The organism is Vibrio sp. NH-7 (assembly GCF_053643215.1).
Map to the genome: position 1 here is coordinate 1555043 of NZ_CM132188.1, position 20062 is coordinate 1575104.

The window sequence follows — 20062 nt, forward strand, 5'->3', positions numbered from 1 at the left end:
CGCCTTTTGTATCCAACCTGCGTAGAATACGCGCTCTTTTCCTATTCACGAGCACTTATAGGCAGTCAGTTTGCATACAGTAGAACAACTCAAACGCGGCGAGTTACGCGGCATACATCGGCTTAAACTCTCAGAGCAGCTTACTGAGCTACCCGACGAGATCCTCTCTTTGGCCGATTCACTCGAAATCTTAGACGTATCAAACAACTTACTGACCGACCTCCCTGACTGGTTAGCCGAACTGCCTAAACTGACTATTTTTTTCGCCTCCCAAAACCGTTTTACGCATTTACCTTTGGTGCTCGGACGTTGCAAACAGCTTGAGATGGTTGGCTTCAAAAGTAACAAGATCGCCCGCGTATCAGGCGATGCACTGCCTCTGCAGCTACGTTGGCTGATTTTGACCGACAACCAAATTGAGCAACTTCCAGAAGCACTCGGTCATCGACCTCGCCTGCAAAAACTGGCGCTTGCTGGAAACATGATCAAGGTATTGCCCACCAGTTTTGATCAGCTAGAAAACCTTGAACTGGTGAGACTGTCCGCCAATCAGCTCACCCACTTCCCTGATGTCTTGTTGACCCTGCCTAAACTGGCGTGGATGGCGTTTGCTGGCAACCCGTTCTGTGAGCGAGCCGTGACAACCGCCACGGTTCCGCGAGTCTCGCCTGACGCTTACCGACTCAACCATGTGTTAGGTCAGGGCGCTTCTGGTGTGATCTCGCACGCCGATTGGCTGGATCGCCGTTACGATTTTCCTGACCAAGTCGCTGTCAAAGTATTTAAAGGCGAAGTCACGAGCGACGGCTACCCACAAGATGAGTTACAAGCCTGCCTACAAACGGGTTCGCATGACAATTTAGTGGCGTCGATCGGTTTGGTGGATGACGCTGAATCTCTTGCTTTGGTGATGAAACTAATCCCTGATAACTACGTCAACCTTGGTTTGCCACCCACACTGGAAACTTGCACTCGCGATGTGTTCAAACCAGAGTTTCGCTTGTCGGTCAGACAAATTGAGAAGATCGTCGATCAAATGGTGGACGTGTTCAATCACATGCACGACAACAAGGTGTGCCATGGCGATCTCTATGCCCACAACGTATTAATCAATCAAGAGTGTGAGATGATTTTCGGCGATTTTGGTGCGGCGTCGGTTTATGACTACCTAACAGAAACGCAGCAAAGAGGGGTAAGAAAAGTGGAGGCCAGAGCGCTAAGCCATTTTATTGATGACCTACTTTCAGTTTGCCAAGCAAAAGAGCAGCAAACGGCGGCGTATCAATCACTGCGAAAGCTCACAAAATTGATCGCCTAATCCTCCTCACGCTTTACACTGTAAAGAGCCACCTCGCAAGGTGGCTCTTTTTGGTTATGCCAGTTCAATCACCAAAGCTTGGTAAGGCTTTAATGCCATCTCCGTTAGGCTCTCAACAGTCTCTGGGTAATTGTTGATCACTTGCTGTTTGACACTGCCGGAATAACTTCTCACTACACTGTTGCCACTAAAGTTTGCAATGGTCAGCAGTGATTTACCTTGATGGCTGCGGATGTAGGCGTAGACTTCACTGTCTTGCGGGTCCAGTAATTGATGCTCGCCATACACAATCACGTCACCGTACTGCTCTCCTTGGCGTAAAGCAATCAAGCGGCGGTAGTGATGATAAATCGAGTCTTCGTCCTTAACCGCCTGTTCCGCGTTGATCTCTGGATAGTTGTCATTGACGGGCAGCCACGGCGTCCCCGAGGTGAAGCCAGCGTTTAATTGATCGTTCCACTGCACAGGGACTCGAGCGTGATCGCGTGAAAAATCGTTCAAAAAGGCCAGCGCATCCACATCACTTACCCCTCTGTCACGCATTTTTTGATAGTGGAATTTCGCCATCAAGTCATTGAACTCGTCAATAGAGTCAAAGTGCTTGTTGGTCATACCAATCTCTTCACCTTGGTAGATGTACGGCGTACCACTCATCATATGCAGTACCGTGCCGAGCATTTTCGCACTCACCACGCGGTATTTTGCAGAGTCACATCCATAGCGCGAAACCGTGCGAGGCTGATCGTGGTTGCTCCAATAGAGACTATTCCAGCCTTTTTGGTACAAGTCTTCTTGCCAGCGAGTCATGATCTCTTTGTATTGAACCAAATCGAACGGTTTTTTCACCGCATTGTGCTCTTCCCTATCGATACTGACGTGCTCGAACTGGAATATCATGCTGATTTCATTGCGATCAGGATGCGAGTAATAAAGCCCATCTAGGGTGGTGGTGAAAGGCGTTTCTCCCACGGTTAACACATCATAATGTTTGAGGACTTTGTCGTGCATTTCACGCAGGTATTGGTGAACCAACAAGTTATTGGACCAATGCTCCCACCCTGCAACCCCTTGATCGAAGATCGTCGCATCGGGGTAATCGGAGGGTTTGCCAATCATGTTGATGACATCCATACGAAAGCCACCCAATCCTTTTTTCAGCCAGAAATGCATCATGTCGTAGACGGCTTCACGCACTTCTGGATTCGCCCAATTGAGATCAGGCTGCTTGTTGCTGAACAAATGCAGGTAATACTGCCCGGTGTTCTCATCAAGCGTCCAAGCTTTAGGTTTGAAAAAAGACTCCCAGTTGTTTGGCTCACTGCCATCGGGTTTAGGGTCTTTCCAAATATACCAATCCCGTTTGGGGCTATCTTTGCTGCTGCGTGATTCAATAAACCAAGGGTGTTCGTCTGAGGTATGGTTGACCACCAAATCCATCACAATCTTGATACCGCGCTTGTCCGCTTCAGCGATCAGCCTATCCATATCGGCCATGGTGCCAAATTCAGGAGCAATTTTCTGATAGTCGGAGATGTCATAGCCGTTGTCGTCCATCGGCGATTGATACACAGGACTCAACCAAATGACATTGGCACCCAGCTCCGCAATGTAGTCGAGTTTGTCGATGATGCCTGGAATATCACCGATCCCATCGCCATTCGCATCATTGAAGCTTCGCGGGTAAATTTGGTAGACAACCGAATTGTGCCACCAGCGCTTATCGAGTTGCTGCGTATTCATGATCGTTGCTCCTTTAACGGGTTATACAGGCCTAGCTGGTACGTCGAATCATCAACTCGGTGTCGAGTACCATGGTTTGATATGGGATGTGTCCCATCGCCATTTGGGCGGCAAGCTGCCCTTTATGCATAATCGGCTGTCTGACCGTGGTTAATCCGGCTGACTCTGCAACAGGAATATCATCAAATCCGACAATACGAATCTCATCTGGAACGATTAAGCCTAGCTCTTGGGTCACCTCAAGGGCTGCGAGAGCAATCTTGTCACTCATACACAACAGCACTTGGGGACGCTGCGGTGAGGTCAACGCTCCTCGCAACATGGTTTTTAGAACCGGTTTCTCAAGCTCGTGGATTTGCCACACATTATCCACATCAAGCGTCGCCCCCTTGTCGTGAATCGCCCGTTTGTAGCCTTCAAAGCGGCATCTCGACACCGATTCTTCCTCTGTGTACAGGTTGTCTAAATTGGCCAGTGCTAGTGCATTGGTCGATTCCAAGCGCAAACCGAGGATCAAGATATGGTCATCAGGGCTGTGAATAGCGTGGCTTGCGATGTCATAACAGGCTTGTTCGTTATCAACGTTAATCGAGGGAATGTCTGGCCAACAAAAATCGACCGTCACTAAAGGTTTGCGCTGACGCGTAATCAAGTTCATGACGTTGGCGTCCATCGGTTTGCCGTACACAATAAAACTATCTGGAATCGTCTCGACTTGAGTGTTCTGATAATTCTCTGTATTGGACGGCAGCATCAACATGTTGACGTGCTCTTGGTCAAGCAATTGAGAAATCCCCGCAAGAAACTCCGTCGCAACAGGATCGGTAAAGTTGAATGCAAGATTGTCAGCCAATAGCAGCCCAATCACCCCTGTTTTGCCAGTACGAAGGCTGCGCGCAGTGATGCTTGGTCCGCTGTAACCGAGGTTTTCGCACTCTGAGAGAATCCTCTCTCGCAGCGATTTAGAGAGCTGGTTTGGTCGGTTAAAGGCATTCGACACCGTCGCGGTGGAAACCCCGAGATACTCAGCTACGGTTTTAAGTGTCGGCTTTTTATTTTGCATGATAGGGCGAAGTCCAAACGTCTTGTTCTGGAGGCAAAGGTAGCCTCAATTTTTTTAAAGTCTAAAACGATTAAGTAAAAACCAGTACTCGAAGCAGAGAAGCAAACTGATCAACTTTGAACCCGATCAACTTTTGTTCAAAATAACAGCAGTAAATATGATCAAAAGCACAACATAAGGCTAAAAAACAAGCAATCTCTGGAAGTGCTTCTATTTTGTTTAGTGATAACTTAATCGATTAAGAGATAACCACCATAAACGGTCATCTCAACAAAGTTCGGTTTGATAACAAGAAACGTTAATTAGGTATCTGAACACGGAGTCTAACCAATGAAAACCACTCTACTTGCTAGTTCGATTGCTGTCGCGGTGCTGTCCTTCCCTACCATCGCTGCTGATTTAAAATATACTCCCGGCGAGGACGCTCGCTTCAATTGGCAAAGCTACGAGGCTTTGAAGAGTCAAGATCTGAAAGGTCAAACCATCACCATCTTTGGTCCTTGGCTTACTCAAGACAAAGAGTTAGTTGAAAGCGTGATTGCTTACTTTGAAGCCGCGACAGGCGCCACAGTCAACTACTCTGGTTCAGACTCGTTTGAGCAACAAATCGCCATCGATGTTCAAGCAGGCAGTGCGCCGAATATTGCGATTTTCCCTCAGCCAGGCTTGGCTGCCGATCTCGCTTCTAAAGGCTTCTTGACCCCCCTAGAGCCAAAGACAGCAACATGGCTCAATGATAACTATGCCGCCGGTTCTTCATGGGTCGATTTGGGGACCTTTGCCGGTAAAGATGGCAAAGACGCGCTGTATGGATTTTTCTACAAGGTCGATTTGAAATCGCTGGTTTGGTACGTCCCTGAAAACTTTGAGGATGCGGGCTACGAAGTCCCTGAAACCATGGAAGAGCTAAAAGCGTTGACGGAGCAAATCGTCAAAGATGGCGAAACCCCTTGGTGTGTTGGTTTAGGCTCGGGCGGTGCAACAGGTTGGCCGGCAACAGACTGGGTAGAAGATATGATGCTGCGCACTCAATCGCCAGCGGACTACGACAAATGGGTCACCAACGAGCTCAAGTTTAACGATGCCAAAGTGGTCAATGCGATCGAAGAATTCGGTTGGTTTGTACGCAACGATGCCTTTGTTGATGGCGGCGCTCGCGCAGTTGCTGCAACCGACTTCCGCGATTCACCAAAAGGATTGTTCACCTCTCCGGTCAAATGTTACATGCATCGCCAAGCTTCCTTTATTCCGAGCTTCTTCCCTGAAGGAACTCAGCTAGGTGCAGACGTTGATTTCTTCTACTTCCCTGCCTACGAATCGAAACCGTTAGGTAAGCCAGTACTCGGCGCTGGTACCATGTGGAGCATCACTAAAGATTCACCTGCAGCGCGCGCCTTTATGGAATTCTTGCAATCCCCAATCGCCCATGAAATTTGGATGGCGCAATCAGGCTTCTTAACGCCACATAAAGGAGCAAACGTGGATGCCTATGGCAATGAAACGCTAAGAAAACAGGGTGAGATATTGCTGCAAGCGACAACCTTCCGCTTCGATGGCTCTGATCTGATGCCGGGCAAAATTGGCGCAGGCGCCTTCTGGACAGGCATGGTGGACTACAGTGGTGGTAAATCTGCCCAAGACGTTGCTAACGACGTTCAAACCACTTGGGATGCGTTGAAGTAACCTCCCACGTCGAAAGCCGATAGGCACTGCTCTATCGGCTTTCTGTTGCCTCGAGAACCAATTCGACAGCGATAGGTGAAATAGCAATGGAACAGCTTTACTCCTCACTCTTTATCATGGCGTTGGGCGTTGCCAGTTGCGTGGTCTACTTTTTGGGCACCAACTGGTTACTGAGTGTGATCTTTCCAACCAAAAACGTCTCCAATCAAACCATGGCTCACAACTTGCGACGTGCCGCATCCATTCGGCCTTGGTTGTTTCTTGGCCCTGCCTTGAGCTTTCTTGGTTTGTATCTGGTGTATCCGGTATTTGAGTCGATAGTGCTGTCTCTGCACGACAGAAACGGCGACCAATTTGTCGGCCTCGCCAATTACCTATGGCTCTTTAACGACCCTGAATTTCGCGAATCGCTGTTTAACAACTTACTTTGGTTGCTGGTTGTCCCTGCGGCGTCGACGTTTTTCGGTCTGGTTATCGCCGCTCTGACAGACAAAGTCAGCTGGGGCAATATCGCCAAAAGTCTGATTTTTATGCCGATGGCAATCTCGTTTATCGGTGCATCCATCATTTGGAAATTTGTCTACGACTATCGCGCTCCTGGATCAGAACAAATCGGTATTCTCAATGCCGTAGTTGAAGCGTTTGGCGGCACCGCTCAAGCCTGGATCACGATCCCATTTTGGAACAACTTCTTCTTGATGGTGATCTTAATTTGGATCCAAACCGGTTTTGCGATGGTGATCCTCTCCGCTGCGCTGCGCGGCATCCCAGAAGAGACAGTAGAAGCCGCTGTTCTTGATGGCGCGAGTGGAGTGCAAATCTTCTTCAAGATCCTTATTCCGCAGATTTGGGGCACCATCGCCGTGGTGTGGACCACCATCACCATTTTGGTACTGAAAGTTTTCGATATTGTCTTGGCAATGACCAACGGCCAGTGGAGCACCCAAGTTCTCGCGAACATGATGTTTGACTGGATGTTCCGAGGCGGCGGTGATTTCGGACGCGGAGCTGCCATTGCGGTAATCATTATGGTTGCCGTTGTCCCAGTGATGGTTTGGAACATGCGCCAAGCAAGCGCGCAAATGGAGGATCGCTAATGTCAGATTCAACGTCTGCGAGTAACGCAACATTCAGCATGAGCAAACTTAGGCGCTCACCGCTGACGCTTTTGGTCCACTTTTCGGTGTTTGTGATTGTGGTGCTGTGGACCTTACCCACAGCGGGTCTTTTTATTTCGTCGTTTCGCGACAAAGACCAATTGGCGATTTCCGGTTGGTGGACATCTCTCACCAGTTCGCAGCAGAACTTGGTAGAGCGTACCGAGACACCAGACAAGCAAGTAAAACAAGGGGATCGATATGTTCTTCAAGGCCAACTGCTGGTAGATGGCAAGCCGAGTACCATCAGCGCGTTTGGGTTTTCTTCCCGTGAACCTACCCGTTACCAACCAGGCGAAGTGGCGCAAATGCGAAATGACGGCACACTCACGGTTGCAGAAAACGGCCAATATCAGATGACCTCAGCCGAGCCGTTTACTGGCTCGCGAGGCAAGCGAATTTTCTTTACCGCTGTTGTGCCTCCCAAATTCGGCTTGGATAACTATCAAGAAGTGCTGACCGCAGAAGGGATTGGTCGCTCATTTATCAACTCCCTAACCGTCACCATACCCGCCACAATCATTCCGATATTGATTGCGGCTTACGCGGCCTACGCACTCTCTTGGATGAAAATGCCTGGTCGAAACCTGTTGATTGCGTTAGTGGTTGGCTTACTCGTGGTGCCTTTGCAGATGTCATTGATTCCACTATTAAGACTCTACAACGATATCGGCGCCTTTTTTGGCGTGGGGGCAAAAACCTATCTAGGGATTTGGCTCGCCCACACTGGCTTCGGCTTACCCTTAGCTATCTATCTGCTGCGCAATTACATCTCCAGTTTGCCACGCGAGATCATTGAATCTGCGAAAGTAGATGGGGCTACCGACTTTGAAATCTTTATGCGCATTGTGCTGCCACTCTCTTTTCCTGCCCTCGCCTCATTTGGCATTTTCCAATTCTTATGGGTTTGGAACGATCTGCTGGTGGCTACGGTATTCCTCGGTACCGGCGAAGAACACATGGTGTTAACCGCACGATTGCGTGAACTACTCGGTTCTAGAGGCGGCAACTGGGAAATCCTTACCGCATCGGCCTTTGTCTCTATTGCGGTGCCGTTAGCGGTCTTTTTTACCCTACAACGCTACTTAGTTCGTGGGCTTCTTTCTGGCTCAGTCAAATAAGCCGTTTGCAAATGATGAGAATAATGAAATGACAGGATTAGCTTTAACCAACGTAACCAAATCATACGGTGACACGCAAGTTCTGCACGGCATCGACCTCGATATTCGCCAGGGTGAATTTGTTGTGTTTGTCGGCCCTTCTGGCTGTGGAAAATCGACACTATTGCGCATGATCGCGGGGCTAGAGGAAATCACTTCTGGCGATCTCTTTATTGAACAAGCCCGCGTCAACGATTTGCCCGCCGCTATGCGCGGTATTGCGATGGTGTTTCAAACCTATGCTCTCTACCCGCACATGACGGTGTATGACAATATGGCGTTTGCCATGCGCATTGCCAAAGAATCAAAAGAAGCTATTCATGAGCGAGTGATGGAAGCCGCCAGAATGCTGCAACTTGAACCCTACCTCGACCGGCTACCCAAAGCTTTGTCTGGTGGTCAGCGCCAGCGTGTGGCGATCGGACGTGCCATCGTGCGCCAACCCAAGGTGTTCCTATTTGATGAGCCACTCTCCAACCTAGATGCGGCGCTGCGTGTGCAAACCCGCATTGAAATTGCCAACCTGAAAGAGCAACTTGAGCAAACCACCATGATCTACGTGACCCATGATCAGGTCGAGGCAATGACGCTTGCCGATCGCATTGTGGTGCTCTCAGCGGGGAAAATCGAACAAGTCGGTACGCCGCTTGAGCTCTACACGAATCCAGCCAATGTGTTTGTTGCTCAGTTCATTGGCTCTCCAGCCATGAACCTAAGTGCCGCAACGCTGATTGAGGCGGGCGATAAATGCAAAGTGAGCGCCGAAAGCGGTCTGCACATCGATATTCCTATTGCCGCCGCCCCTGAGCTAAAAGGAAGCCAGCTTCAATTGGGCGTTCGCCCAGAAGATTTCCTTGTTGCAAACCAAGAGGAAGCGCTCATCTCCGGAACCGTGCTGTTTGTAGAATCACTGGGCGAAGTCACCTTGCTCCATATCAACGCCGAGGGGCATGAGGAAGCCATAGTAGCGAAGTTACCCGGGATCTTAGATTTCCATCGCGGGGAACAAATCCATCTAAAAGCTGATGTCGAGAAGATCCACCTCTTCAACCAAGATGGTCTCTCTCTTAAACACTTGTGATAGTGGATTCTGCCATCTGGCTTCTGCTCTCTCGCGAACTCGATACAGGAACGTTCTATCATGCAAAATAAGGTTCAGTTGATCGCTTACGTTGACCGCTTAAGTGGCGCCGATTTACCCGCATTGAATACACTACTCACCACTGAGTTGAACGGCCTTTTTTCCGCCGTTCATCTGCTGCCGTTTTTTTATCCTATCGACGGCAGCGATGCAGGGTTTGATCCGATAGACCATCAATTGGTTGACCCACGCTTAGGCAACTGGGCGGATGTCAAAGCGCTCAGTGAACACTGTGACATCATGGCAGACCTTATCGTCAACCATGCGTCGGCTCAGTCTCCGCAGTTTATCGATGTGCTTAACTATGGCGAGGAGTCCGCCTATTGGTCTCTGTTTCTCAAAGAGCAAGACATCTTCCCTGACGGCATCACTAATAGCCAAGCAGAGGCCATTTATCGTCCCCGCCCCAACCGCTGTTTTAGCGCCAAAACGCTCAAATCGGGTCAGCAAGTTAACTTTTGGACCACCTTTACCGACAACCAAATTGACATCAATGTGGAACACCCCGAGGGCAAAGCGTATCTCGAGCAAGTGTTGCAACTGTTCGCTGACAATGGGGTGAAAATTATCCGCTTAGACGCCGCTGGCTACGCGATAAAACGCGCAAATAGCAGCTGCTTTATGCTCGATGAGACGTTTGATTTCATTGATGCTCTATCTCAGCGGGCCAATCAACTGGGCATGGAAACCATCGCCGAGATTCATAGCCACTATCAAACGCAGATTGATGTCGCGAAACGGGTTCATCGAGTCTATGACTTTGCCCTCCCGCCGCTGGTATTGCATGCTCTGTCCGCTAACGATGTCGATCCGCTGATTCATTGGCTGGGCATTGCGCCGCGAAACTGCCTTACCGTGTTGGATACACATGATGGTATTGGCATTATTGATGCGGGTCCCGAAGGCGACAAGTCAGGGCTACTGACGCCATCTCAAATTGATAGTCTGGTTGAAACCATCCATACCAATAGTGGCGATCAAAGTCGTTTGGCGACGGGCGCAGCAGCGAACAATCTCGACTTGTATCAAGTCAATTGCAGCTATTACGACGCACTGGGAAGAAATGACTTTCACTACCTAGTCGCTCGAGCTATTCAGTTCTTCAGCCCGGGCGTCCCTCAAGTCTATTACGCGGGTTTGTTTGCCATGGAGAACGACGTCGAACTGCTAAAGAAAACCCAAGTCGGCCGTGACATCAACCGCCCCTATTTAACGCCGCAAGAGGTCCATTCACGACAGCAAAAACCCGTGGTGAAGGGGCTAATGGAACTCATCAAACTGCGCAATCGTCACCCCGCTTTCGATGGTGAATTTGAAGTTTCAGGAGGGGGCACATCATTGACCATGACTTGGATCAAGCAAGATTGCCAGATAGCTTTGGCAGTCGATTTGGCGTCACAAGAGGCGTCGATAACGAGCAGCATGGGCGATAAAGAAGAAGCGCTCGACCTACACCAACTGGCCAACCATGTGGCAGATTGACCAAATCGAACAGGTAAGATGCCCCTTCGTTCACCCTTGCCGAGCGTCAGACACGTCACGCAGATGTGCTTGCTAGCGACCACCCGCTAAATCGACAAAAGAGCCGGTCACATACGATGCCTCTTCGCTGAGAAGCCACGCAATGGCATTAGCGACTTCTTCGGGTGTTCCACCACGCTTGAGAGGAAGGTTGGGACCAAGGCGGTCAACTCTTCCCGGCTCGCCTCCGTCGGCGTGCATGTCGGTATAGATACAGCCCGGGCGCACACCATTCACGCGGATATTCTGCCCAGCCAGCTCCAGCGATAGCCCTGTGGTCATCGAATCCATCGCTCCTTTTGATGCCGCGTAATCGACGTATTCAAAAGGAGCACCAAGTCGAGAGGCTGCCGACGAGACATTCACAATCGCCCCATGCTCGATAGCGTGATCAAACTGATTAATAAAGGTTTTGCAGCAGACAAAGCAGCCAATCACATTGGTGTCGAGCACTTGCTTAAATCGCTTAACGTCGATGTTGCGCAGTTCAGATTGAGTAAAGAGAATCCCGGCATTGTTAACCAAATGCGTCACGCCGCCGTAACGCTGACGAGTTGCGACAAACATGGCTTGAACTTGATTCTCGTCACTCACATCCGCTTGATAGGCAAACGCCTCGCCGCCTTGCTCCACAATCTTATCGACAACCAGGTGCGCTTGTTGCTGATTAGAATGGTAGTTAACACACACCTTGTAGTTTTGCTTTGCGAGCAGCACGCAAGTCGCCGCTCCAATTCCTCGTCCACCACCGGTCACAATCACGACTTTACTCATCTTCTATCCTTAAGAGCTCAACTGACTTTACACTGTAAACCTAACCGATCTTGGCTCTGTTTTTAACCCCTTCCAATAAAGCATCAACGAATAAAGTCAATGCCTTAGGTTGATAGCGCCGCTGCTTGTAAACAAGATACGCTTGTCTGTCGCTGCGATGATACTGAGGCAGAACCCGGGTCAAATTCATCTCTTCTGTGACATGACGAAAGGGCAATGACGCAATGCCGAGTCCTTTTTCCACCGCCGCGCAAACCGAAATAATGTCATTAACGATCAACCTAGGATGAATCTTTAGCATTTCCACTAAGGTATCGTCTTGATAGACAGGAATATCCACTATGTGATCAACGCTAATCCAATCAAGCTGAGGAAGCTGTTCTAAGGTCATTAAGGGCTGACCAATGCTCTGCAAATACTCTGGGCTAGCAAAAAACGCGTGTTTTGCCGTAAAGAGCGGTCGAGCGATCATCTCATCAAGCCCCGTTACGTCGAACGTCATCAACAGATCTCGATCCGACTGCGGAACCGCTTGCTCTTGGCTAAGGACTAAATCGAGTGTGACTTTGGGGTAGTCGGTTAAAAACTGCTCGACCACCTCAGCGATAAATCCGCGATAAAAATTGTGGGGCAAGGCTAACTTAATTGACCCCGACACCTCTTCGGTGTCTGAGACGAGTTGGTCAAAACTGGATTCAATGGACTCCATACCGCTGCGCAGCAACTCAAACGCTTGCTGACCATTTTGAGTGGCGACAAGCTCCCGTCCTTGCTTTTCAAGAAGGCGAGTATTGAGACGTGACTCTAGCGCAGATAAACGACGCGACATGGTCGAAACAGGAAGTTGCAGCTTTCTTGACGCAGCAAGCAATGAGCCCTCTTCAACCACACAGCAAAATAGGTAAAGGTCATCAATATTTCCAAATATGGAATTCATGGTTCTAAATGTGCTTATTTTTCTCAATAATGACTAGTTATATCCTTATTTCTCTCTTCACGACAAGCGAATAAAGGACAAACTATGAATCGAAAACAGTTTTGGCTCTCAGCCCTACTCTCCTCCTTTACCATGGCCGCGATCATGTCTGGCCTACTGTCGGGCTATAAGTTAGGGTTTGGCGACCAATGGCCAGCGATATGGATGCAAAGCTTCGCCCTGGCTTGGCCCTGCGCATTACTGCTTAACCTGACGGTTTTACCCCAGGTTCGCAAACTTGCGACTTGGCTTGCGGCAGCGACCTCCACTTCGCAGGCATAAAAAAACCGAGCACTCTGGCTCGGTTTTTTAATCTCGCTGCAATTACAGCTCAGCGTTGTGGTAAACCTGCTGAACATCATCACAGTCATCAAGAAGATCTAGGAATTTCTGGAACTTCTCTGCGTCTTCACCCGCGACTGGCGTGTGCGTTTGAGGAACAAACGTGATTTCCTCAACATCTAGCGTCAAGTCAGGGAATGCGCCGTTTAGAGCCGTCTTCGTTTTGAAGAACTCGGTATGCGGAGCAAATACCGTGACTACGCCATCTTCAAGCTCTACGTCTGTTACGTCAACGTCTTCCATCATCAGGGTTTCTAGGATGATTTCATCGTCATCGCCCTTGAACTGGAATACCGCTTGATGATCGAACATGTGAGAAACAGAACCTTCAACACCGATCTTCGCACCCGTTTTCACGAAACACTGACGTACGTCTTGGAATGTGCGGTTGCCGTTGTCTGTCAGACAGTCAACGATCACGCTAGTGCCACCAGGGCCAAAACCTTCGTAACGTGCTGGTGCGTAGTCTTCGCCGCCACCGCCGTTTGCTTTGTCGATTGCTTTATCGATAACGTGTGCTGGAACTTGGTCTTTTTTAGCTTTTGCGATCAGGTGTTTTAGCGACAAGTTCATGTCTGGGTCTGAGCCACCGTTTTTCGCGCACATGTAAATTTCTTTACCGTATTTGGAATAAACTTTAATTTTTGCGCCAGCTGTTTTCGCCATAGAGGCTTTGCGCACTTCAAAACTTCTTCCCATCGGGATGTTCTCTCTAATTCAATTTAACGCGAAGGATTTTAGCAAAAAGCGAGAGCTTTTCAATTTCTCACTTTGCAGAGGAAATGGCCCGCATTAGGCGACACCCATTACTCGCTTATATTTGGCTACGGATTCTAAAAAGAACGTTCGTTCATTGTCATCTCGAATTTTGTCGGCTTCCTGATCGATTTCATCAGGTACAGCTTTCGCTTCACGAAGCTTCCAAACTAAAAACGACGCTTGCTTATCAAGCTCAACCTTATTTTTCTCTTCGGCAGGAAGGTTAGAAAGGTTAATCGACATAAAAAACGCTCTGTATCCGTAAAAATATGGAGTGGGAATATACCACACCAACGCCCAATGTTGAGCAACAATCGTAGGTTGTAAGCGGATCAGATCAAAAAAACAGCGCAAAAATAAAGGGTGGCTTGATGTGCCACCCTTAGGTATTTGAGATTAGACAAGACAACTAGTGCAACAAGCCCAGTTCCTTTGCTTCATCAATTGATAAGCCACTTTCACGAATCTCTCTGAGCGCTTCAATACGACGACGTGCTTCTGCACATTTGACCGATTTTACCGGCTTTTGTGACTCGACTTCTTCCGTGAAGTCCCACTTATCTGCAATCTTAGTCATTTCATCATGGTCAATAGAATTAATGGACATATAAACCTCCGAACAAACCATGCTAGGGACAGCTAATCTGTAGCAAAACAACGCGCCCCTTGTTAAGAATTTTAGCTCCAGAATGTGATTCTGCTAATAGTTCGAAAAGTCTTATCTATTTTTCTATAAATAGGCTTTGCATGGCCCATTATCTCGAAGTACATTTAAAAGATTACCCTCAATGAAAGTAAGCTGATCTGGCTCTCACTTTTCTTCTCCCCTTATTGGCTCGACACACCCGCAACGCGCCGCTTTGCACACTATCTAAACAACGCTTTTTCGACTCACTTCACCCTTTTTGCCATGAGTTCTTTTCACTCACGAATTAACAGTTAATGATAATCATTATCTTTTACTCTTTTTGGTAGGTAGATTTATGAGTCAATCGTTTCTCGAGCATGCATTTCATGCCGACCCCATTATTCAAATACGCGAATTGTGCGTCGATTACATTACCGATCACGGTGATTTCCAAGCCGTGAAGTCGGTGAGCTTTGATATCGGAAAAGGCGAAATCTTTGGCCTTGCGGGAGAGTCAGGCTGTGGAAAGAGCACCATCGCTTTCGCCATCAATCGTCTCCATAAGCCGCCAGCGTTTATCTCTGGAGGACAAATCCACTTCCAAGGGAGAGACTTATTGCGCCTTCCAGATGAGGAAATTAATGCCATTCGCTGGAGTGAAATTGCGATGGTATTCCAAAGTGCCATGAACTCGCTAAACCCAGTATTGCCAATCAAAGAGCAGTTCGCCGATGTACTTCGTCACCACCAAGGTGTCAGCGAGGAAGTCGCCCAAGACCGCGCTGAGAAGCTACTCGATCTGGTCAATATTCCACGTGAACGTCTTAGCGAGTACCCTCATCAATTCAGTGGCGGTATGCGTCAACGCTTGGTGATTGCGATTGCGTTATCACTCAATCCTAAATTGATCATTATGGATGAACCCACCACAGCACTAGATGTGGTCGTTCAACGAGAGATCTTGCAGCAAATCTACCAACTTCGTGAAGAGTTTGGCTTCTCGGTTCTGTTTATCACTCACGACCTCGCATTAATGAGCCAGCTTTGCGATCGCATTGCCATCATGCGCCACGGTGAAATCGTCGAAGTCGCCGCCTCAAAACAGATACGCAATGCACCACAACACCCTTACACACAAAAACTTTGGGCTTCGTTCCCGAACATCCATGAAGGTAAACACAATCAAGAAGGAGCGACAGCATGAGCGAGCCCATTATTAGACTGAACAACGTCGTTAAAGAGTTCACCATTGGCGGCGGTTTCGCTTCTGAAGAGCGTTTCAAAGCCCTGCAAGGCGTCAGCTTCGATATCTACAAAGGGCGTACTCTCGCACTTGTGGGGGAGTCGGGTTGCGGTAAAAGTACCTGCGCGCGCTTAATGACAAAGGTCTACCCTGCGACCTCGGGTGAAATCTTGTTTAACGGCAAAAACATCGACGACATTGAAGGGCGCAAAGAGCTGCTTGAATACCGCAGCAAAGTCCAAATGGTGTTCCAAGACCCATTTGGCTCGCTCAATCCCACACACACCATAGAGCACCACCTTACCCGCCCGTTAAAGATTCATAACCAAGTCGCAGACAAAAAAGAGATTCCCGCGAAGCTGCAAGAACTGATTGAATTAGTGGAACTAGCGCCCGATACACTTAAGAAATTTCCCCATGAGCTGAGTGGTGGTCAAAGACAAAGGGTTAATCTCGCAAGAGCCTTGGCGGTAGGCGCAGAGGTGATCTTAGCCGATGAACCGACGTCAATGCTCGATGTATCGATTCGACTGGGCGTACTCAACCTAATGCAGCGAATGAAGAAAGAGTTCGGTATTGGTTTTCTTTACATTACCCACGATCTCGCCACTGCGCATTACATCGCCGAGGAGACGGCGGTAATGTACAAAGGCCAAATTGTAGAATGGGGAGATACTCAAGCGCTGTTGACCAATCCACAGCATCCTTACACTCAATTGCTGATCTCAGCCGTCCCGGACCCGGATCTTCCATTTGGCAAATTGGTGCAGAGTGAACCAAACTATTCACTGGATGCCGACAAAATTCGTGCAGAGAGTGCCATTGTGCAAGAAGAGTACAAACAAGTCGGTCCAAACCATTTTGTAAAACAATGGGTTAAAGCAGCATGATGACATTAGACACGTGGGTCGAACAGATGGGTGTGTGGTATCAAACTCGAAAGCATGATCAAGAGCAAACCCTAGAATCATTGATCCAATCGGTTCCAGATGCCGTTTGGGGTCCAAGGATCACCGATCTTCAGAGCAAGGCTATCGCCTGCTGGTTAGATGGGTGCCTGCGTGTCTACCAACACAATCATTATGAAAAGCCAGACAAAGCCTATCAATATTTGCAGTTAGCCTACAGCCGACTGCAAAACGTGGTCTCGAATCCGCTCAGTGAGCTAGAGCTTAAAGATTGGTGCATGAAGCGCCTGCAACACTTGGCCGTATTAACGCTCGAGTTTTGTAACCAGCAAGAGCAAACCTGTTGGCAAGCCGAATCGGATCAGTTGATCGAATCCCATGTTCACTTTATGGCAGCGCAATCGTGGAATGAACCACGGAACTATGATCAAGGACAACGCGTCCTCCATTAATCTTCGCCCCCTGTTACTCACCCAATCTGCGGATCAATGATCAAGCCCTCCCTTGATCATTGATCCGATAATCACGCCTTTTCGGCCAATCTTTCATCTCAAACCTGAATTTTGGACAAAAAAAAGCGAGTTCAGAGAACTCGCAAAAATATTCAGAATGAATGTAACAATATGAGCCAATCTATCAGGGATAATCTAATCCCTCATTCATCAGAAAGGACAAAAGGTTGTCTATTCGGGATAAATCTTATCCAACTCCCTTATTCGCTTTGTCAGTTGACTGTCAGGATAATGTAGTAGCTTTGTTCAATGGTTTATCGAATGTAACAAACGATAAACAGGTGGCACAAAAAAGCCAGCGTGCGACGCTGGCTTCTCTCTTGAAGGTAAAAATTAGACCGCGACTTCGTCAAGGGCTCTGAAGACCGTCTCATCGAGGTGCCCTTCAAACACTTGTTTACACACTTTCCTGCGTACGGCGAGACCAGCAATAAGACGTTCAATAGATAAATGTTTGTTCTCACTTTGGCCGTTATACAACTCGACCATTTTGCTCAAGGTTTCGTAAGGAATCGCCTGCTCACCAACACGAAGGTAATCGAGCTTGTCTATGAGCTCCAGACACTCTTCTTGAATTGAGGTGTGTGAATGCCCTGTCATAGCGGCAAGAGCCGTTATAGAGCGTTCTAGGGCCTCTGGTGAGGTGTATTTAGATAGAGTAATGGTAATCTCATCAGCATTGATCTCAACCAGGTGCTTGCGCTGTTTGACTCGTCGGCCAAGTTTTCCTTTCGGCGAGCGCTCTTTACGCTGAATGGGTTCGAACTCACCATCAATAATTTGAGACATCTCTTCAAGCTGCTTTTTGGTCACCATTTCATTGCGCAATGGGTTTGGCAACGTTGGCGCCATATTTCGCTTGCCAGCGTTGGTTGTTCTGGCGCGCGAATAACGAAGCACCTCTTCAGCGTCACATTTAATGTCAAACTGGTAATCTTTGATCTTCCCTTTCTCTTCTACCGCCGAGATCGTCAAGTGATAACCCCAGAGGTTGACGACAAAAAGATCCTCGCTCCCTTTTCCATCCGATAAACGTTTAAGCTCGCGGATCAGATCCATCGAAAAACGGCGCCATTCAATGTTTCGTGCCAACTTCTGATTCAACTCACTCAGCAACATTTCATCAGTATGACGACGTACCATACGACTACGGAAGTAACTGTAGAGCTGGAATACCAAGGTATGCTGTTTCAAGATCTCTGGAGGGAACAGGAAGAAGTAATCACGCGTCAGCAGCTCTTCATAGAACGATGGCTCCCAAACAAGGATATACAGGTTCGGTTTAATACGAATTTCGCCGTCAGCGTTCTCTGTAGGCGCTTCTTCCGAAGCTGTGATGGTTCTGGCTAGAAAACGGAAACGGTCGCTCTTGAAGCCTTCTGGCATGTTCTCGCTTAACCAGCGGCCAGTCAGTTCATGCAACTGAAAGTCCGTAAATTCAATGCGATCAATACTATCTCGAATTGAATCACGTGCAGGTCCACTGTCTTTTTTGCCGCGCAAGGAAAGAATATCGGTGATATAGAGCGGTGTTTTATTCGGAACTTGAGTGCCATCCAGCTGATACTGGTGTTGGTGATGCTCGTGGTATTGAACTGTCAGAGTAAACAAGGCGAACAGGGTCATCAGATCATCAACGGTCATGATGTTCTTTGATGAACGCGTTTCGATCACAGCACGTGTACCTGAAATCGAAACCATGCTTTTCTGGTACTGCTTACGTGTCCGTGGGGGTGCTAACGCTTGATCAATGATCCCCGCCCAGTTGGTAGGAGAAACGACGAATTGATCCGCTTCGTCTTTCATTGCTGGTGGCGTATTGAGCCCATGCTCGTTTAGTAAGCGCTTGTTCACTTGCGTTTGCGCGAGAGCTTTAGAGCGTTTTTGTTTCTCATTTTGTTTTACCGATTCAGTCACTAAGCTGGTGGCACCAAGCGCTGATATCAATTGGCTCGGATTGATAAAACGGTGCAACATGGTTTTGCCCGCCAATCCTTCTTCAAAGCGAACAGGCACTTGCTGAAACAGTCCAATATTAACGGCTGCACGTAAACGCTGTTGAATCGCAGCGCGAGTGACTTGTCCGTCGGTTGCCTCGATCAATTCGGTGGTTGAGACCAAACCGTCTTTGCTGCTAAAGCCTCGTAGAGAAATCAAATTCAGAAGTTCTACGATACTTTTCGTCACCCCTTTGAAATGCTGATATTGCTCTATCCAGTTAACTGCTGTTTCTGATACCTCGAATAGATGTCCATCTTTGTGGCTTCTAGGGAGTTTGATCAGTATCTTTTCTTCTGAACTCATTTTTAGATCCGTGTCACACTAGCCGTAATATCGCTATAGTTCCAGAAGAATAAAGAAAAAAAGATCATAAATAAAGAAAAAACTTATTGTTTTTAAATAACTGATCTTTCTGATTATATTGATCTTAATTGGTAATATGATCTATTGATCTGGGCGATAATTACCTTGTAACTAACTGTTTTGAAAGGAATAAAAAAAACAGCCTCTGAAAGCATGATCATGATAACCCCGAAACCATGATCATTATAAACGAGAAAGCATGATCAGAATGATTAAGAACGATGATCATCATCTTCATGAAAACATGATCATTGTAAGTCTTGAAGCATGATCATCATCGTTTCACATATTATCCACAGATCGGCACGGCGATAAAAGCTAGGATCTTGAATTCGTACTAATGGAGCTGACAAAATTAGTCGAAACGATGATCAAGAGAGAGCCATTTTTCATCGATTTCCAGATATTTTCATCGTGTTGCTCAATTGAAATGACACCACTCCAATGTTATCCACAACAGCTGATTTCTCGTAAAACTGGCGAAAGCATGATCAAGTTTGTTGAAGATAAGTGCCTGTTTGATGGACCTGTCATCGAACTGTCTTTAAATTGTCGTCGATTTGTCTTTAACCCCCACTGTATATGCATTTGCCCGTAATTTATCTGGAAATTTTCATGCTTCCGGAAAGATATCATACTTGATCATTGTTCCGATCTTTTTGTCGATAAGATCACTTACCGATGAATCTGAATATCTGACCATTTTCCCTTGATCATTGTTCCTTAAGTGGCGTATTTAGCCGCAAGCATGATCATGATGAGTTCCTTGATCA

At 47.8% G+C, this 20062-nt stretch carries 18 protein-coding genes; 10 read left to right on the forward strand and 8 right to left on the reverse strand.

Annotated features, from left to right (window positions below; translation table 11 throughout):
• Nucleotides 1-70 precede the first annotated feature (70 nt).
• Nucleotides 71-1318 carry a protein kinase domain-containing protein gene (locus ACUALS_RS21380; protein ID WP_454449656.1) on the forward strand — a complete coding sequence of 416 codons (1248 nt, stop codon included), beginning with the start codon at nt 71-73 and terminating at the stop codon, nt 1316-1318.
• 54 nt (nt 1319-1372) lie between these two features.
• Here ACUALS_RS21380 and ACUALS_RS21385 read toward each other — a convergent pair whose 3' ends face one another.
• Together ACUALS_RS21385 and ACUALS_RS21390 are read right to left on the reverse strand one after the other, a co-directional pair.
• Nucleotides 1373-3058 (reverse strand): glycoside hydrolase family 13 protein, encoded by a 1686-nt coding sequence (locus tag ACUALS_RS21385; protein WP_454449657.1) that lies wholly within the window; start codon nt 3056-3058, stop codon nt 1373-1375.
• A 31-nt stretch (nt 3059-3089) separates the two neighbouring features.
• The gene (locus ACUALS_RS21390) at nt 3090-4121 is read right to left on the reverse strand and encodes a LacI family DNA-binding transcriptional regulator (protein ID WP_454449658.1); all 1032 of its coding nucleotides are present in this window, start codon (nt 4119-4121) and stop codon (nt 3090-3092) included.
• Nucleotides 4122-4451: 330 nt separating this feature from the next.
• Between ACUALS_RS21390 and ACUALS_RS21395 the strand changes: the two genes are divergently transcribed.
• The 5 genes from ACUALS_RS21395 (at nt 4452) to gtfA (ending at nt 10744) form a co-directional block, all read left to right on the forward strand.
• Entirely contained in the window at nt 4452-5804 is a 1353-nt protein-coding gene (locus ACUALS_RS21395; RefSeq protein ID WP_454449659.1) for an ABC transporter substrate-binding protein, read from the forward strand.
• Between the two features lie 86 nt (nt 5805-5890).
• The gene (locus ACUALS_RS21400) at nt 5891-6901 is read left to right on the forward strand and encodes a carbohydrate ABC transporter permease (protein ID WP_454449660.1); all 1011 of its coding nucleotides are present in this window, start codon (nt 5891-5893) and stop codon (nt 6899-6901) included.
• On the forward strand, nt 6901-8082 hold the full coding sequence (locus ACUALS_RS21405) for a carbohydrate ABC transporter permease (protein ID WP_454449661.1): 1182 nt from the start codon (nt 6901-6903) through the stop codon (nt 8080-8082). Before ACUALS_RS21400 ends, ACUALS_RS21405 begins: the two co-directional genes overlap by 1 nt.
• A gap of 28 nt (nt 8083-8110) precedes the next feature.
• Complete coding sequence (locus ACUALS_RS21410) at nt 8111-9202, forward strand: ABC transporter ATP-binding protein (protein ID WP_039475348.1); 1092 nt, start codon at nt 8111-8113, stop codon at nt 9200-9202.
• 60 nt (nt 9203-9262) lie between these two features.
• A complete protein-coding gene (gene gtfA / locus ACUALS_RS21415) occupies nt 9263-10744 on the forward strand; it encodes a sucrose phosphorylase (protein WP_454449662.1) in 1482 nt (493 codons plus the stop codon).
• 72 nt (nt 10745-10816) lie between these two features.
• Here gtfA and ACUALS_RS21420 read toward each other — a convergent pair whose 3' ends face one another.
• Complete coding sequence (locus ACUALS_RS21420) at nt 10817-11557, reverse strand: SDR family oxidoreductase (RefSeq protein ID WP_038212246.1); 741 nt, start codon at nt 11555-11557, stop codon at nt 10817-10819.
• Nucleotides 11558-11597: 40 nt separating this feature from the next.
• Nucleotides 11598-12494: a LysR family transcriptional regulator gene (locus tag ACUALS_RS21425; RefSeq protein ID WP_454449663.1), complete on the reverse strand. Its 897-nt coding sequence runs from the start codon at nt 12492-12494 to the stop codon at nt 11598-11600.
• 84 nt (nt 12495-12578) lie between these two features.
• Between ACUALS_RS21425 and ACUALS_RS21430 the strand changes: the two genes are divergently transcribed.
• Nucleotides 12579-12815, forward strand: coding sequence for a DUF2798 domain-containing protein (locus ACUALS_RS21430; RefSeq protein WP_039482051.1), 237 nt, complete (start codon nt 12579-12581; stop codon nt 12813-12815).
• A 42-nt stretch (nt 12816-12857) separates the two neighbouring features.
• Here the strand turns inward: ACUALS_RS21430 and ACUALS_RS21435 are convergent, their stop codons facing one another.
• The 3 genes from ACUALS_RS21435 to ACUALS_RS21445 form a co-directional block, all read right to left on the reverse strand.
• Nucleotides 12858-13574 (reverse strand): YebC/PmpR family DNA-binding transcriptional regulator, encoded by a 717-nt coding sequence (locus tag ACUALS_RS21435; protein WP_454449664.1) that lies wholly within the window; start codon nt 13572-13574, stop codon nt 12858-12860.
• Between the two features lie 93 nt (nt 13575-13667).
• Nucleotides 13668-13877: a DUF3283 family protein gene (locus ACUALS_RS21440; RefSeq protein ID WP_005469113.1), complete on the reverse strand. Its 210-nt coding sequence runs from the start codon at nt 13875-13877 to the stop codon at nt 13668-13670.
• Nucleotides 13878-14043: 166 nt separating this feature from the next.
• Nucleotides 14044-14241, reverse strand: a complete 198-nt coding sequence (locus tag ACUALS_RS21445) for a PA3496 family putative envelope integrity protein (protein WP_038187912.1) — start codon at nt 14239-14241, stop codon at nt 14044-14046.
• Between the two features lie 376 nt (nt 14242-14617).
• Between ACUALS_RS21445 and ACUALS_RS21450 the strand changes: the two genes are divergently transcribed.
• Genes ACUALS_RS21450 through ACUALS_RS21460 form a run of 3 tightly spaced genes read left to right on the forward strand, consistent with a single transcriptional unit; the run spans nt 14618 to nt 16865 of the window.
• Nucleotides 14618-15466, forward strand: a complete 849-nt coding sequence (locus tag ACUALS_RS21450; protein ID WP_005469102.1) for an ABC transporter ATP-binding protein — start codon at nt 14618-14620, stop codon at nt 15464-15466.
• Nucleotides 15463-16395 (forward strand): ATP-binding cassette domain-containing protein, encoded by a 933-nt coding sequence (locus ACUALS_RS21455; RefSeq protein ID WP_038135608.1) that lies wholly within the window; start codon nt 15463-15465, stop codon nt 16393-16395. Before ACUALS_RS21450 ends, ACUALS_RS21455 begins: the two co-directional genes overlap by 4 nt.
• The gene (locus ACUALS_RS21460; protein WP_005469248.1) at nt 16392-16865 is read left to right on the forward strand and encodes a hypothetical protein; all 474 of its coding nucleotides are present in this window, start codon (nt 16392-16394) and stop codon (nt 16863-16865) included. The genes ACUALS_RS21455 and ACUALS_RS21460 overlap by 4 nt, the downstream gene beginning before the upstream one ends.
• A 393-nt stretch (nt 16866-17258) precedes the next feature.
• Here ACUALS_RS21460 and ACUALS_RS21465 read toward each other — a convergent pair whose 3' ends face one another.
• Complete coding sequence (locus ACUALS_RS21465; RefSeq protein ID WP_038135602.1) at nt 17259-19229, reverse strand: replication initiator protein RctB domain-containing protein; 1971 nt, start codon at nt 19227-19229, stop codon at nt 17259-17261.
• Nucleotides 19230-20062 lie beyond the last annotated feature (833 nt).